This window comes from Qipengyuania sp. JC766 (assembly GCF_040717445.1).
In the GTDB taxonomy this organism is placed as follows: domain Bacteria; phylum Pseudomonadota; class Alphaproteobacteria; order Sphingomonadales; family Sphingomonadaceae; genus JC766.
Genome location: NZ_JBFEFL010000001.1, coordinates 730268 through 745465, shown reverse-complemented (window position 1 = coordinate 745465; position 15198 = coordinate 730268). Strand labels below are relative to the sequence as shown.

Sequence of the window (15198 nt, the reverse complement as noted above, 5' to 3'; positions counted from 1 at the left end):
CGTGTTTCAAGTCGAGTGACAGGTGATTAGCGAAGCCCCAGCTTCCTGAGACCATAGGAGACGACCATGACGGTCATCGTGGCGAAGAACATGATCGTCCCGTCAATTTCGGGCGCGAGCCCTGCATCGGCGAACATGTACCACGTCACGAAGGCGCCGACGTAGAAGTAGAACCCGATCAGGCAGGCCCACAGATTGTCCATCTGGTCCAGCTCGTCGATCCGCAGGAAATAGTCCCGGCTGAACCAGACCCATGCGAAGGCCACCACCGCCCAGAGGGCATAGAGCGACCATGCCGGGACCAGATCGTCTTGGTAGAGGGCGGCTAGGGTGCCGCTGGCCATCCCTGCAAAAATAGAGAGCGCGAAGGCGAGGGCGCACCAGCGCCAGAACTTCTGGCGACGCGTGCGCAGGCGCTGGACGCCGGTGGCTTCAATCGTGTCCGTCATCGAAAATCTCCTCGATGGGCATCTGGAAAAGGCGCGCAATACGAAAGGCGAGCGGAAGCGACGGGTCGTGCTTGCCGGTCTCGATCGCATTGACGGCTTGGCGTGATACGTCGAGCTGTCCGGCTAGTTCGGCCTGGCTCCAGTCACGCTCCGCGCGCAGGACCTTGAGGCGGTTCTTCATGACACCGTGCCCCGGATGCGGGCGGATGCGATGCCCGCATGAAATGCGACCACGCAGATTGCGAGGCCAAGCATGGGATCGATTTCGGCCACCAGTCTCGCGGACGTATCGGACAGCAGCTGCGCCAGGAGCCAGATACCCACCACAACCGAGGCCCATCGGGCGCCATGCGAGACCAGGCGCGTCTGGTAATCATCGAAGAAGCGCACGAACAGCAGGCTGACCGGCGCAGCACTCGCGAGAGCGCCGGCCAGCTTGACGAGAAACACCTCCCAGCCAGCCAGCAGTCCGGCCAGAAAAAGAAGCGATGACGCGAAGCCGAGCCAGAGGGAGTTCAGCGCAAAGGTACGATCGTCGATCTTGTCGGCTTTCGGATCGAAAGGCATGAGCAATCTCCTCAGATCGTCCCGCGCAGGCGGGCCCAGGCATTGCCCAGGAAGAATGTCGCGACGACCACGATGAAGCCGTCGAGCTTCAAGTCGTGTTCTCTGCCGGCTCGGAACAGTCCGTCGAAGAAGCCTTCCAGCACAGGCGTGAACAGCATGACCGATGCCGTAATGACGAAAGCGAGACTGGTGCCCGTGCGCCATACCGCGGCGGTGTATTCATCGGCATTGCGGCTCGCGAACATCACGACGATCGCGACGAACATCAGCACTACGGTCAGGGCGTTGATGGCGATGGGGATCGCGACGATTTCCGTCGCGCCAAGCGTTATGACGATGAAAGTGAGCAAGGCGATCAGGGTCGCGACATTGTGCGTGCGGACCTGCTTCTGGCGCTTGGTCGGGGGCGGGTTTGCCATCGGATACTCCTGCGAGGGCGAACGGGGCGGTATGCTGACCAACCGCCCCGGCCGCAGACTATGGCTCAAGCGCCCGGATCGAGGTCGAGCGCCGCGAAGCGTTCTTCGCGCGCTGCGGCGATGGCGAGGCGGACCTGCCCTTCGGCCTGCTTCCGCATGGTCGAGGCGCATTCGCGCTCCATCCGGAGGGAGACGATGGTCCTGTCGCCGGAGCGGCAGGCGATGCGGATGGCGGTATTTACCCGATCGCCGAGCCGGGCCTGACCGTCAGCCGTCGCAAGGTCGAGGTCGGCGGTTTCTACCGCGATGCTGGGCAGGTCTTCGGCCATGGCAACACCGGGAACGAAGGCGAGGGCAGCGGCAATCAGTGCAGTCTTTTTCATAGCGGGTCTCCAGCTTGGATATTGGGTCCAGTGGGTTGGTCAACCTTCCCTTTTGTCAGGTTGTCCTGACTATATGTCGTGATTCGCTGACCATGTCAACACAACCTGACAAAAAGTTCGGATGACCTGTCGTGACGATGGTCAAGGGCATGCGGCATTGACGCATTTTCGCCCTTGCGCCATTGCGCCGCAGCATGGACCGCGACCCTCGTAAATCCTTCCAGGACATGATCCTCGCCCTTCACGATTTCTGGAGCGAGCGGGGCTGCCTGATCCTGCAGCCATACGACATGCGGATGGGGGCGGGGACGTTCCACACGGCGACCACGTTGCGCGCACTCGGTCCGGAACCCTGGAACGCCGCTTTCGTCCAGCCCTGCCGTCGCCCGACCGACGGGCGCTATGGCGAGAACCCAAACCGGCTCCAGCACTACTACCAGTACCAGGTGATCCTGAAGCCGAGCCCGCCCGAGATTCAGGAGATGTATCTCGAAAGCCTGCGCGTCATCGGCATCGATCCGCTCAAGCACGACATCCGTTTCGTGGAGGACGACTGGGAAAGCCCCACGCTGGGCGCCTGGGGCCTCGGCTGGGAAGTCTGGTGCGACGGGATGGAAGTCACCCAGTTCACTTATTTCCAGCAGATGGGCGGCTTCGACTGCAAGCCCGTGGCAGGCGAGCTGACCTACGGGCTGGAGCGTCTCGCGATGTACATCCAGGGCGTCGACAACGTCTACGACCTCGACTTCAACGGACGCGGCGTGAGCTACGGGCAGGTCTTCCTCGAAAACGAGCGGCAGATGTCGAAGTGGAACTTCGAGGTGGCAGAGACCGATGCACTGTTCGACCTGTTCGCCAAGGCGGAGGCCGAATGCCGCAACGCCCTCGACGCGGACGTGCCGATCGCCGCTTACGAACAGGCGGTCGAGGCGAGCCACATCTTCAACCTGCTGCAGGCGCGCGGCGTGATCAGCGTGCAGGAACGCGCCAGCTATATGGGCCGGGTCCGTGAACTCGCGCGCGGGTCGTGCGAGAAATACGCCGAACTCATGGCTCCGGCATGGCAGGAAAACTTCCCGGAGTGGTCGCTATGACCGATTTCCTTCTCGAACTGCGCAGCGAGGAAATCCCCGCACGGATGCAGGCCGACGCGCGAAGCGAGCTGGAGCGGCTGTTCCGCCGGGAGATGGACGCTGCCGGGATCGCGGTCGACGACGTCACCGTCTGGTCCACGCCGCGCCGCCTCGCGCTGGTCGCCCGCGGACTTCCCGAGGCCACGAAGGCCGTCAGCGAAGAAGCCAAGGGCCCGCCCGAAGGCGCGCCCGACCAGGCGGTGGAGGGTTTCTGCCGCAAGAACGGCGTCACGCGCGACCAGCTCGAAGTGCGCGACGTGAAGGGCCGCAACACCTATTTTGCGGTGATCGAGAAGCCGGGCCGCGCGACACGCGACCTGCTGGCCGAGGCGATCCCCGCCATCGTGCGCGGTTTCAGCTGGCCCAAGTCCATGCGCTGGGGTGCGGCATCGCTCAGCACCGAGTCCCTGCGCTGGGTACGCCCGCTGTCGGGCATCGTGGCCCTGCTGGGCGAGGACGTGGTCGAGTGCGAAGTGTACGGCGTCACCAGCGGCGCGGTCACGCTCGGCCACCGGTTCCACCATTCCGGCGATATCACGATCGGCGGTGCAGACGATTACGCGGTGAAGCTGCGTGCCGCGCATGTCATAGTGGACCAGGACGAACGCGCCGCGCTGATCCGCAAGGGCGCGCAGGACGTGGCGCAGCAGGCCGGTCTCGCATTGGTCGAGGACGAAGGCCTAGTGATCGAGAACGCGGGCCTTACCGAATGGCCGATCCCGCTGCTCGGTCGCTTCGACGAGGAATTCCTCGACGTCCCGCCCGAGGTGATCCAGCTGACCGCGCGGGTGAACCAGAAGTATTTCGTCTGCGACGGCGAGGGCGGGGCGCTCGCCAATGCCTTCATCTGCACGGCGAATATCGAGGCGGCAGACGGCGGCGCGGCCATCGTCGATGGCAACCGCAAGGTCCTGGCCGCGCGCCTGTCCGACGCGCGCTTCTTCTGGGACGTGGACCGCAAGACTTCGCTGGCGGACCACGCCGCGAAACTGCAGCGGATCACCTTCCACGAGAAGCTGGGCACATTGGCCGACAAGGTCGACCGCGTCGCGAAGCTCGCGCGCTGGCTGGTCGAGGAAGGCATCGTCGCAGGCGCCGATCCGGACATGGCGGAACAGGCCGCGCGCCTCGCCAAGGCGGACCTCGTCACCGAAATGGTCGGCGAATTCCCCGAACTGCAGGGCCTGATGGGCGGCTATTACGCCCGCGCCGAAGGCCTGCCTGACGAAGTGGCCGACGCCATCCGCGATCACTACAAGCCGGTCGGCCAGGGCGACGAAGTGCCGACTGCTCCGGTGACGGTGGCGGTGAGCCTGGCGGACAAGCTGGATACTCTCCGCAGCTTCTTTTCCATCGACGAGAAGCCGACCGGGTCGAAAGACCCGTTCGCGTTGCGACGCGCGGCACTCGGGACGATCCGGATCGTGCAGGAAAACCGCCTTCGCATGGCAATTGCGCAAGGCGAGTTGCTCGACTTCTTCGCCGACCGTCTCAAGGTTCAGCAGCGCGAGGCGGGTGTCCGCCACGACCTGATCGACGCGGTGTTTGCTGCCCAGAAAGATGGTGACGGGGGCGAGGACGATCTCGTCCGCCTGCTCGCCCGGGTCCATGCGCTCCAGTCCTTCATGGAAAGCGAGGACGGCGCCAACCTGCTCGCCGGGTACAAGCGGGCGGCGAACATCCTCAAGAAGGAAGACTGGGCCGGAGGGGACCACCTGTCCCCGCATACGGGCGAGGAAGATCCGCTCGCGCTGGTGGACGATCCGGACCTGCGCGACGCGCTGCGCAGCCATTCGGGCGACGCGGCGAAGAAATCGCTGTCCTACACGCCCGAAAAGGCGGAACAGGCCCTGATCGACGCACTCGACGCGGCCGAGCCCCGGGCGGCATCGGCGGTCGAGGCGGAGGATCTCGGCGCGGCCATGGCGGCGCTCGCCTCCTTGCGCGCGCCGATCGACGCATTCTTCGAGGAGGTGACGGTGAACGACGAGGATCCGGACAAGCGCCGCGCGCGGCTTGACCTGCTCGCCCGGTTCCGCGCCGCCGTCCACAATGTCGCAGATTTCGGCCGGATCGAAGGGTGATCGCAAAAGTCACGATCTCTCCTACGCTCATCGCGCCTTTTCCTTACGGTTCGGGCGCTTTTGCGGGCCCGGACGCTTTTTCGAAAACACCGGTTCAACGGTCCATGTCAGGTGATGCCCCATGACGAAGACGGTCTATCCATTCGGCGGTGACGCCGATCATTCCGATCCGCGCCAGAAGGACAAGACGGTAACGGGCGGCAAGGGCGCCAACCTTGCCGAAATGGCCAGTATCGGCCTGCCGGTACCGCCGGGCTTCACCATCACGGTGGAGGAATGCCTGCGCTACCTCGAAGGCGGCGCGGATTTCAGACCCGAACTGCGCGAAGCCGTGACGGGAGCGCTCGCCCATATCGAAGGCACCGTCGGCAAGAAACTGGGCGATGCGCGGGATCCGCTGCTCGTCTCGGTCCGTTCGGGCGCCGCGGTATCGATGCCGGGCATGATGGACACGGTCCTCAATCTCGGCCTCAACGACGAGACGGTCGCAGGGCTAGCCGCCTCCTCGGGCGACGATCGCTTCGCCTGGGATAGCTATCGTCGTTTCATCCAGATGTACTCCGATGTCGTCCTCGGCCTCGATCACGGCCTGTTCGAGGAAGCGCTGGAGATTGCCAAGGAAGACAAGGGCTACTTCTCCGACACCGAAATGGAGACCGACGACTGGCAGGCGCTGGTCGACGAGTTCAAGGGTATCGTGCAGCAGGAACGCGGCTCCGCTTTCCCGCAGGACGTCACCGAGCAGCTCTGGGGCGCAATCCGCGCCGTGTTCGACAGCTGGGACAGCGAACGGGCGAAGGTCTATCGCCGCCTGAACGACATCCCGCATGACATGGGGACCGCCGTGAACGTGCAGGCGATGGTCTTCGGCAATATGGGCGATACCAGCGCCACTGGCGTCGCCTTCACCCGCGACCCCTCGACCGGCGAAAAGGCCTATTACGGCGAATGGCTGGTCAATGCGCAGGGCGAGGACGTGGTCGCCGGTATCCGCACGCCGCAATACCTGACCCGCGCCCGGCGCGAGGCGGCCGGTGCCGAAAAGCCGAGCATGGAAGAGGCCATGCCCGATGCCTATGCCGAGCTGGCGCACGTGTTCGACCTGCTCGAAAAGCACTACCGCGACATGCAGGACATCGAGTTCACCGTGGAACGCGGCAAGCTGTTCCTGCTCCAGACCCGCAACGGCAAGCGCACCGCCAAGGCCGCGCTCAAGATGGCGGTAGACATGGTTGGCGAAGGACTGATCGACCGCGATACGGCCATCTGCCGGGTGGATCCCATGGCGCTGGACCAGTTGCTTCACCCGACGCTCGACCCCGATGCCCCGCGCGATGTCATGACGACCGGACTGCCCGCATCCCCGGGGGCCGCCAGCGGCAAGATCGTGCTCGATGCCGATACCGCCGAGCAATGGGCCGGCCGCGGGGAAAGCGTCATCCTGGTGCGCGTGGAAACCAGCCCGGAGGACATTCACGGCATGCATGCCGCCTCCGGCATCCTGACCGCGCGTGGCGGCATGACCAGCCATGCGGCCGTGGTGGCACGCGGCATGGGTCGCTGCTGCGTGTCCGGTGCATCCCAGGTGCGGATCGACCGTGAGGCGCGGACCCTCCAGATCGGCGATCGCGACCTGGCGGAAGGCGACATCATCACGCTCGACGGCGGCAACGGACAAGTCATGGCGGGCGAAGTTCCGACGCTCGAGCCAGAAATGGCCGGCGACTTCGCCACGCTGATGGAATGGGCCGACGCCAAGCGGCGGATGCGCGTGCGCACCAACGCCGAAACGCCGGCGGACTGCGCGCGGGCGCGCCAGTTCGGGGCGGAGGGCATCGGTCTGTGCCGGACCGAACACATGTTCTTCGATGCAGCCCGGATCGCCGCCGTCCGCGAGATGATCCTGGCCGAAAGCGAGAAGGGCCGCCGGGCCGCGCTCGACAAGCTGCTGCCCGAACAGCGCGACGACTTCCGCGCCATCTTCGAGGAGATGGCCGGCCTGCCGTGCACCATCCGCCTGCTCGATCCGCCGCTGCACGAGTTCCTGCCGCAAGGTGACGCCGAGTTCGCCGAGCTTTCGGAGATCGTCGGCAAGCCCGTCGAAACGCTGAAGCGCCGCGCGAACGAACTGCACGAGTTCAACCCCATGCTGGGCCATCGCGGCTGCCGCCTCGGCATCACCTATCCCGAGATCTACGAGATGCAGGCGCGCGCGATCTTCGAGGCCGCGTGCGACGTGGCCGAGGCGAGCGGCGACGCGCCGTTGCCCGAAGTGATGATCCCGCTGGTGGGAACCCGGCGCGAACTTGCAATCTTGCGGGCACTGGTGGACCGGGTGGCGAAGGACGTGTTCGCGGAGAAGGGGTGCGAGCTCGGCTACCTTGTCGGCACGATGATCGAACTCCCGCGCGCCGCGCTGATGGCGGGCGAGATCGCGCAGGACGGCGAGTTCTTCAGCTTCGGCACCAACGACCTCACGCAAACCACCCTGGGCGTCTCGCGTGACGATTCGGCCCGCTTCCTGGCGCAGTACGTGGAGCGCGGCATCTTCGCCCGCGATCCGTTCGTCAGCCTGGACATCGACGGCGTCGGGCAATTGGTGGAAATCGCCGCGGAGCGGGGCAGGGCGACCCGCAGCGACATCAAGCTGGGCATTTGCGGCGAACATGGCGGTGACCCCGCCAGCATCGCATTCTGCGAAAAGATCGGGCTCGATTACGTCAGCGCCTCGCCCTACCGCGTGCCTATCGCCCGTCTCGCCGCGGCACAGGCGGCGCTTCGCTAGACCTTCCAGGCAGTCAGGACGAGGATCTCGAACCTCTCGGGAACCTTGCCCTGCGCGTCGCGCTCCGCCTCGAACACATCCTCGGCCCGTGCCAGCCACCGGCGGGTGACAGGCGGCGCGGGCGAGGCCAGGCTGCGGGTAAGGCCATGGTCCCGCAGGTCCTCGACCAGCCTTCGAAGCGATCCGAAGCGGACGTCGACCGGGAAGCTGTCCACGACCTGCCGCGTGAAGCCGGCCCGCTGGAGCAGGGATGCCCCGGCCTGCTCGTCCACCAGCGGGTGCATGCGCGGAGAAGGACGGTCGCCATCGGCCGCCAGCGCGATCCGGCGCAGCGTCGCAAGGCTGCCCGCGCCCGGAAACGCGGCAATGAAGACGCCACCCGGCGCGAGCGAATTGCGGGCATGGATGAGCGCACCGGGCAAGTCGTTCACATGGCCGAGGCCCATGAGATGGACCACGAGATCGAACCGGTCGGGCTCTCCCGGCTGCTCTTCGTCGAACCGGCCGAGGTCCCGACGCACAACTGCGGTCCCGCGTCGCTTGAGCCACTTCGCCAGACGGCCGGACCCGTCACCAACGACGAGCGCCGAGCCGGGCTCGTGGCGCATGAACTCGAGCCGCTCGATAACGTCGTCCGTGACGGTGTCGGAAAGGTACGTCGCTGCGTCGGCATCCGAAGAGCGCGATCGACCCCGGGCCCATTTCGCCGCGGCCTTCCGGCGCGAAAAGATGACAGGCGGCTGCGATCGCTCCATTCCCCGCCCGTGCCTGTCTTGCTCCTGCTGTGCAAGCGGTGCAGGGGTGGGCGGTGACACTGCTTCGCACTTTGTCCCGGGCAACGGCACCGGTGGTGGATCTCGTCTACCCGCCGCGATGCCCCCTGTGCGGGGACGCGATCGCTCAGCAGACCGGGCTGTGCCAGACATGCTGGAGCGAACTGGTGATCCCGTCCGATCCGGCGTGCGCAGCCTGCCAGCGGCCTTTCGGCGATTCCTCGATCACAGGAGAAGCAGCCCTGTGCGCGCCCTGCATGGCGGCCGCGCCCCGCCACGATGGCATCATGGCGGGCACGCTCTATAACGAGGCTTCGCGGCAACTCGTGCTCAAGTACAAGCACGGTCGGCGGATCGCCTTGGCGCCGATGCTTGCGCGCCTGATAACCGCGAGAATGGCCGGTCTGGAAGGCGAATGGTTACTGATCCCGGTGCCGCTGCATCCCCTTCGCCTGTGGGCACGCGGTTTCAACCAGTCCGCGCTGCTCGCAAAGGAATTGTCCCGCGCGACAGGTCATTCGGTCGCCGTGGACGCTCTGCGCCGCATCAAGCGTACGCCGCCGCTAGGCGGCATGGGACGCAAGGCACGAGAGCGGACGCTGGCCGGCTCCATCCGGGTTGCCCCACGTCAGCGCGAAAGCATCTCCGGAAGCAACGTGGTTCTGGTGGACGACGTACTTACGAGCGGCGCGACCAGCGATGCCTGCGTGGGTGTCCTGAAACGCGCGGGCGCGCAGCAGGTCAAGATCGCCTGCTTTGCCCGTGTCCTTCACGAAGTGACCGGATACGAAAGCGCCCGGGATCCGAAGATCCCGGGCGCACCGTGACGAAACCAGGCGGGCTGACTTTTGCTGGCGGCGACTCCCCCAAGCCGGCGCCAACAGCCCTTACTCGTTCCCGCGAGGCGCGCGACCGTTTCCGATCGTCGGCGCTCCCGACTTTCCCTGAACCCGGCGCAAAAGCTGCTCCAAGTCAGCGTGACCCCCTCGAGATCACGACCGCTTTCTTCCATCTCGCGAACGGTTCGGAAAGATGTCATTGCTCTAGCGTTAGATTTTGGACGCACGATGTGGTTATCGTGCAACAATTCGCCGCAGCTACGGCACGTTTGAAAGACCACGTAATCCATGACCGATATATCGACCAAAGAAGAGCGGGAAACCGGTACGCGCTTCATTCCCAAGTTCGACGACAATGGACTTCTGACGGCCGTTGTCGTTCATGCACGGACAGCGGAAGTGCTGATGGTCGGCCACATGAACCGGGAAGCGCTCGATGCGACGCAGTCGAGCGGCCTTGCGCACTTCTGGTCGCGGTCGAGAGCAACCTTGTGGTGCAAGGGCGAAACCAGCGGCAACACTCTCAGGATCGAGCAAATTCTGGTCGATTGCGATCAGGATGCGCTGGTCCTTCGCGCCGAACCCGCTGGGCCGACCTGCCATACGGGGCAGCGTTCGTGCTTCTACAGGGAGTTGCACGACACTTCGCTCAAACCCACCGGACCTTGACGTTTACGGAAGGGTAAGCTATCCAGTTTGCATGGCAAGCGCATCAGCCCCTACGCAGGAGCGCCATCGCGGCGCCCATCTCGACCGGCCAGACGAGCTTGGTCGGGAGCAGTATTCCATTTCGGACCTCACGCACGAGTTCGACTGTACGGCACGTGCCCTGAGGTTCTACGAGGACGAGGGGCTGATCGCCCCCAAACGTGTCGGACTGACCAGGCTGTATTCGAAGCGTGATCGTGCGCGCCTTGCCTGGATCATGCGTGCGAAGAACGTCGGCTTCAGCCTCTCCGAAATTCGTGAGATGATCGACCTCTACGACCTTGACGACGGCCGCGTGGAACAGCGCCGTGTCACGATCGAGAAGTGCCGCGAGCACATTGCCAAGCTGAAATCCCAGCGTGCCGATATCGATTCATCAATCAAGGAACTGACGGATTTCGTGAAGCACATCGTCTCGCTCGACCTCGATTGATCCAGCCAGCTTTGGACCAACCCCCGAAGGATATCTGAAATGCCTACCTACAAAGCCCCGACCCGCGACACACGCTTCCTCATCAACGAGGTTCTCGATCTCGCCAGCTACGGTAATCTGCCCGGCTTCGAAATGGCGACGCCGGATGTCAGCGACGCTGTGATCGACGAAAGCGGAAAGTTCTGCGCCGAAGTTCTGGCCCCGCTCAACCAGTCGGGCGATCAGGAAGGCTGCACGCGTAACGATGACGGCTCGGTCACCACGCCGAAGGGCTTCAAGCAGGCGTTCGACCAGTTCCGCGAGGCGGGATGGGGTACTCTCGCGCAGCCCGAGGAATTCGGCGGCCAGGGTATGCCCCATGTGCTGGGCTTCGTGCTGGAAGAATACATCTCCAGCGCGAACCAGGCCTTCGGCATGTATCCGGGCCTGACGCATGGTGCCATTTCCGCGCTCATCGCCAAGGGATCGCAGGAGCAGAAGGAGAAGTATCTTCCGAAGATGATCTCCAACGAGTGGACCGGGACCATGAACCTGACCGAACCACATTGCGGGACGGATCTGGGCATGATCCGCACCAAGGCGGAGCCCCAGGCCGATGGCAGCTATGCCATTACGGGGACCAAGATCTTCATCTCGGCCGGCGAGCACGATCTGGCCGACAATATCATCCACCTCGTCTTGGCGAAAACTCCGGGCGCGCCGGACAGCACTAAGGGGATTTCGCTCTTCGTGGTGCCGAAGGTTCTCGTGAACGACGACGGTTCGCTCGGCGAGCGCAACGGCGTCGTCTGCGGCTCGATCGAGCACAAGATGGGCATTCACGCCAACTCCACCTGCGTCCTGAACTACGACGGCGCGAAAGGCTGGATGGTCGGCGAAGAAAACAAGGGCCTTGCCGCCATGTTCATCATGATGAACGCGGCTCGCCTCGGCGTCGGCATCCAGGGCCTGAGCCAGGCGGAAGTCGCCTACCAGAACGCGGTCGCCTATGCGCTCGATCGCAGGCAGGGACGGGCGCTGACCGGTCCGGCTGAACCCGAAGCACAGGCCGATCCGATTTTCGTTCACCCCGATGTCCGGCGGATGCTGATGGATGCCAAGGCATTCACCGAAGGCATGCGCGCGCTGACCCTTTGGGCCGGCCTGCTTGTGGACCTGACGCACAAGGCCCAGACCGAGGAAGAACGCGAGGAGGCCGACGCGCTGCTCGGGCTACTGACACCGGTCATCAAGGGATACGGCACCGACAAGGGCTACGAGATTGCGACCAATATGCAGCAGGTCTTCGGTGGCCACGGCTATATCGAGGAATGGGGCATGAGCCAGTTCGTGCGCGATGCCCGCATCGCGCAGATCTACGAAGGCACGAACGGGGTCCAGGCGATGGATCTCTGCGGTCGCAAGCTCCCGAGCAAGGGCGGTGCCGCCATCCAGGCGTTCTTCAAGATGGCTGGCGAGGAGATCGCTGCCGCCAAGTCGGACGAAGGCCTGAAGGAGATGGCCGAAAAGCTCGAAAAGGCGCTCGGCGATCAGCAGGCGGCAACGATGTGGTTCATGCAGAATGCGATGCGAAACCCCAACCATCTGGGGGCCGGTGCGCATCACTACATGCATATCATGGGCATCGTGACGATCGGCCTCATGTGGCTCCGGATGGCGAAAAAGGCGCAGGAAGTCCTTGCCGGGTCGACCGAAGACAAGGCGTTCTATGAGGCGAAGATCGCTACCGCGCGCTATTACATGGACCGGTATCTGCCGGACGCCGGCGCGCTCCGCCGCAAGCTCGAGACCGGCGCCGACAGCATGATGGCACTTGGCGAGGAAGCCTTCGCCACCGCCGCCTGAGCAATACGCATCGTATCAAAAAAAGAGGGCCCGGATCCGCGATCCGGGCCCTCTTCGTATGGGCTGTTTCCTTGGTCTATTCGGGCAGGAAATCCGGGACCGAGAGATACCGCTCGCCCGTGTCGTAGTTGAACCCCAGTATCCGGGTTCCCTTCTCCAGATCGGGCAGCTTCTGCGCGATGGCCGCTAGCGTCGCGCCACTCGAGATACCGACCAGCATACCTTCCTCGCGGGCGGCGCGTCGGGCCATCTCCTTGGCCTTTTCCGGATCGACCTTGATCGCTCCGTCGATCGACTGCGTATGCAGGTTCTGGGGAATGAAGCCGGCCCCGATACCCTGGATCGGGTGCGGTCCCGGCTGCCCACCACTGATCACCGGGGATCCTTCGGGCTCGACCGCGTAGGCCTTCAGGTCGCTCCATTGCTCTTTCAATGCTTCGGCACAGCCCGTTATGTGCCCTCCGGTACCGACGCCCGTGATCATCACGTCGATAGGACTGTCGCGAAAGTCCTCGAGGATCTCCTTCGCAGTCGTCCGGGCGTGGACCTTGTAATTGGCGTCGTTGTCGAACTGGCTGGGCATCCAGGCGCCATCGTCCTCGCCGACAAGTTCGGTAGCCCGCTCGATCGCGCCCTTCATTCCGCTTTCCTTGGGGGTCAGGTCGAATGTCGCACCGTATGCGAGCATCAGCCGGCGCCGCTCGAGACTCATGCTTTCCGGCATGACGAGGACGAGCTTGTATCCCTTCACGGCGGCGACCATCGCGAGGCCAATACCGGTATTGCCGCTGGTCGGTTCGATGATCGTACCGCCCGGCTTCAGCGCGCCGGACTTTTCCGCATCCTCGACCATTGCCAGCGCGATACGGTCCTTGATCGAACCGCCGGGATTGGCGCGTTCCGACTTGATCCAGACCTCGTGGTCCGGAAACAGTCTGGACATGCGAATATGCGGCGTGTTGCCGATCGTCTGGAGGATGGTTTCGGCTTTCATGGAGTCCGCTCCTGCAATTTCTCTTCGGGTAGTTCTTCGTCCAACTCCGGCGGCGGGTCAAAGGTCCGGGTGTTCCGAAGAACCGGGAAGATCCGCGACCACAGCGCAACCGTAGCCAGCGCCCCGACGCCTCCGACGATCACGGCGAGTGCCGGACCGAGGATGCTGGCGAGAAAACCGGAGAACGCATCGCCGCCCTCGTTCGAGGCGCTGATCGTCAACAGGCTCGCCGACGAAACCCGACCGCGCTTTTCGTCCGGCGTGTGCAACTGGATGAGCGATTGCCGGATATAGACGGAGAACATGTCCGCGGCACCGACGACGAACAATGCGGCCAAGCTGATCGGCATCGATCTCGAGAAGCCGAACACGATCGTCGCGACTCCGAATGCCGCCACTGCCCAGAGCATCTTCGGCCCGACATTCGTCTTCAACGGACGGAAGCTGAACCAGAGCGCCGTTACCGCCGCCCCGACGGCGGGGGCGGCCGCGAGTTGTGCGAGCCCGGTTTCCCCTACTTCGAGGATGTCGTAGGCGAACGGCGAGAACAAGGCGGTCGCTCCGGCAAGGAACACCGCCATCAGGTCGAGTGTGATGGCGCCCAGAACCATGCGGTTCTGGATCACGTATCGCCAGCCATCGATGATCTGGCCGATCGGCCTCTGCGCGCCGGTAATGGGGGATCGGGGCACCTTGCCGATGGTCGTGATGGCCGCGATGCCCACCAGGAACAGGACCGCTGCAAGCATATAGGGCAGGGCGGGCATTGCGTCGTAGGCGTACCCGCCCAGCGCCGGGCCGACGATCATCCCCGTCTGCCAGGCAATCGAGGACAGCGCGATCGCATTGGGCAGGATCTGCTTGGGCACCAGGTTCGGCGCGAGAGCCGACAGGGCCGGGCCGTTGAAGGCGCGCACCACGCCCAGCACCACGGCAACCGCGAACAGCCAGACGAGGTCGATGGCGCCCGTATAGGTCAACCATGCAAGCGTCACCGCGCAGGCGAACTGCAGGGTGATCGTCAACCGCGAGACCGTCTTGCGATCGAACCGGTCCGCGACGAGACCGGAGAAGGGCGACAGCACGAATAGCGGCAGGAACTGGAGCAGCCCGATCAGGGCCAGCTGCCCCGATGCAGCGAACTCGTCCATCCCCCCTTGGCGGGCGAGGGTGTAGGTCTGCCAGCTGATGATCAGCATCATCGCGTACTGGCCGACCATCATGGTGAAACGGGCGACCAGGTACGCGCGGAAATTGTGGTAGCTCAGGGGACCGCGAAGCCCCTCTTCCGTTTCCGTCACACCGTCGCTCACGCCCGCGCCTTTGCATGGGGCGCGGGGCGCGGGCAAGAAACTTGTGCTTCTAGGCGGGAAGCCTTGTCAGCGGGGCCGGCGGAGCTTGGGATTGGGCTGGAGCGCCTCGATCATCTCACCGAAATCCTCGAAGCGGATGATCCGCTCGAACTGGAACCCGGCGCGGCTGTCCTTGGTCCACATGACATAGGCCTCGATACGGCCGATGACAGGCAGGCGCACGATCACGCGATCCCCGCGCGCCAGGTCCTTCGCATCGTCGACCATGAAGCCGTTGGCGGAAATGTTGCACAGGTGCATTTTGACATCGCCGCGAGCCTGATGCTCGGCGATGACCGGATGATCGACCGGGCACCGCGTGCTGCGGCGCATGTCCGGTACGGAGAGCTGGGCTCCAGTTGACACGATGACGACCTCCCGTTCTTATTATGTCGTGCGGTGATCGTTAATGCCGCAAAAAGCCTGAAATTCGG

At 64.3% G+C, this 15198-nt stretch carries 16 protein-coding genes; 7 read left to right on the top strand and 9 right to left on the bottom strand.

Annotation, left to right across the window (positions count from 1 at the left end; genetic code table 11):
- Positions 1 to 26: 26 nt before the first annotated feature.
- The 5 genes from AB1K63_RS03670 to AB1K63_RS03650 all read right to left on the bottom strand — a co-directional run bounded on the left by AB1K63_RS03670 (position 27) and on the right by AB1K63_RS03650 (position 1818).
- Positions 27 to 449, bottom strand: a complete 423-nt coding sequence (locus AB1K63_RS03670; RefSeq protein WP_366958592.1) for a hypothetical protein — start codon at positions 447 to 449, stop codon at positions 27 to 29.
- Positions 433 to 630, bottom strand: a complete 198-nt coding sequence (locus AB1K63_RS03665; protein WP_366958591.1) for a helix-turn-helix transcriptional regulator — start codon at positions 628 to 630, stop codon at positions 433 to 435. Before AB1K63_RS03665 ends, AB1K63_RS03670 begins: the two co-directional genes overlap by 17 nt.
- Positions 627 to 1016 (bottom strand): hypothetical protein, encoded by a 390-nt coding sequence (locus AB1K63_RS03660; protein WP_366958590.1) that lies wholly within the window; start codon positions 1014 to 1016, stop codon positions 627 to 629. Before AB1K63_RS03660 ends, AB1K63_RS03665 begins: the two co-directional genes overlap by 4 nt.
- An 11-nt stretch (positions 1017 to 1027) precedes the next feature.
- On the bottom strand, positions 1028 to 1435 hold the full coding sequence (locus AB1K63_RS03655) for a hypothetical protein (protein ID WP_366958589.1): 408 nt from the start codon (positions 1433 to 1435) through the stop codon (positions 1028 to 1030).
- A gap of 65 nt (positions 1436 to 1500) precedes the next feature.
- A complete protein-coding gene (locus AB1K63_RS03650; protein WP_366958588.1) occupies positions 1501 to 1818 on the bottom strand; it encodes a UrcA family protein in 318 nt (105 codons plus the stop codon).
- Between the two features lie 194 nt (positions 1819 to 2012).
- Here AB1K63_RS03650 and AB1K63_RS03645 point away from each other — a divergent pair, with 194 nt between their 5' ends.
- From AB1K63_RS03645 to ppdK, 3 genes are all read left to right on the top strand, one after another.
- Positions 2013 to 2912, top strand: a complete 900-nt coding sequence (locus tag AB1K63_RS03645) for a glycine--tRNA ligase subunit alpha (RefSeq protein ID WP_366958587.1) — start codon at positions 2013 to 2015, stop codon at positions 2910 to 2912.
- Positions 2909 to 5035 (top strand): glycine--tRNA ligase subunit beta, encoded by a 2127-nt coding sequence (gene glyS, locus AB1K63_RS03640; protein WP_366958585.1) that lies wholly within the window; start codon positions 2909 to 2911, stop codon positions 5033 to 5035. The genes AB1K63_RS03645 and glyS overlap by 4 nt, the downstream gene beginning before the upstream one ends.
- Positions 5036 to 5156: 121 nt before the next feature.
- On the top strand, positions 5157 to 7820 hold the full coding sequence (ppdK, locus tag AB1K63_RS03635; protein WP_366958584.1) for a pyruvate, phosphate dikinase: 2664 nt from the start codon (positions 5157 to 5159) through the stop codon (positions 7818 to 7820).
- Here the strand turns inward: ppdK and AB1K63_RS03630 are convergent.
- A complete protein-coding gene (locus AB1K63_RS03630) occupies positions 7817 to 8575 on the bottom strand; it encodes a methyltransferase domain-containing protein (RefSeq protein WP_366958583.1) in 759 nt (252 codons plus the stop codon). The genes ppdK and AB1K63_RS03630 overlap by 4 nt on opposite strands.
- Before the next feature lie 53 nt (positions 8576 to 8628).
- Here AB1K63_RS03630 and AB1K63_RS03625 point away from each other — a divergent pair, with 53 nt between their 5' ends.
- From AB1K63_RS03625 to AB1K63_RS03610, 4 genes are all read left to right on the top strand, one after another.
- Positions 8629 to 9420: a ComF family protein gene (locus AB1K63_RS03625; protein WP_366958582.1), complete on the top strand. Its 792-nt coding sequence runs from the start codon at positions 8629 to 8631 to the stop codon at positions 9418 to 9420.
- 300 nt (positions 9421 to 9720) lie between these two features.
- Positions 9721 to 10101: a phosphoribosyl-AMP cyclohydrolase gene (hisI, locus tag AB1K63_RS03620; RefSeq protein ID WP_366958581.1), complete on the top strand. Its 381-nt coding sequence runs from the start codon at positions 9721 to 9723 to the stop codon at positions 10099 to 10101.
- A gap of 31 nt (positions 10102 to 10132) precedes the next feature.
- The gene (locus AB1K63_RS03615; RefSeq protein WP_366958580.1) at positions 10133 to 10573 is read left to right on the top strand and encodes a MerR family DNA-binding transcriptional regulator; all 441 of its coding nucleotides are present in this window, start codon (positions 10133 to 10135) and stop codon (positions 10571 to 10573) included.
- Between the two features lie 39 nt (positions 10574 to 10612).
- A complete protein-coding gene (locus AB1K63_RS03610; protein ID WP_366958579.1) occupies positions 10613 to 12418 on the top strand; it encodes an acyl-CoA dehydrogenase C-terminal domain-containing protein in 1806 nt (601 codons plus the stop codon).
- 76 nt (positions 12419 to 12494) lie between these two features.
- Here the strand turns inward: AB1K63_RS03610 and cysK are convergent, their stop codons facing one another.
- From cysK to AB1K63_RS03595, 3 genes are all read right to left on the bottom strand, one after another.
- The gene (gene cysK / locus AB1K63_RS03605) at positions 12495 to 13412 is read right to left on the bottom strand and encodes a cysteine synthase A (protein WP_366958578.1); all 918 of its coding nucleotides are present in this window, start codon (positions 13410 to 13412) and stop codon (positions 12495 to 12497) included.
- A complete protein-coding gene (locus tag AB1K63_RS03600; RefSeq protein WP_366958577.1) occupies positions 13409 to 14725 on the bottom strand; it encodes an MFS transporter in 1317 nt (438 codons plus the stop codon). The genes cysK and AB1K63_RS03600 overlap by 4 nt, the downstream gene beginning before the upstream one ends.
- Positions 14726 to 14791: 66 nt before the next feature.
- Positions 14792 to 15130, bottom strand: coding sequence for a PilZ domain-containing protein (locus AB1K63_RS03595; protein ID WP_366958575.1), 339 nt, complete (start codon positions 15128 to 15130; stop codon positions 14792 to 14794).
- Positions 15131 to 15198 lie beyond the last annotated feature (68 nt).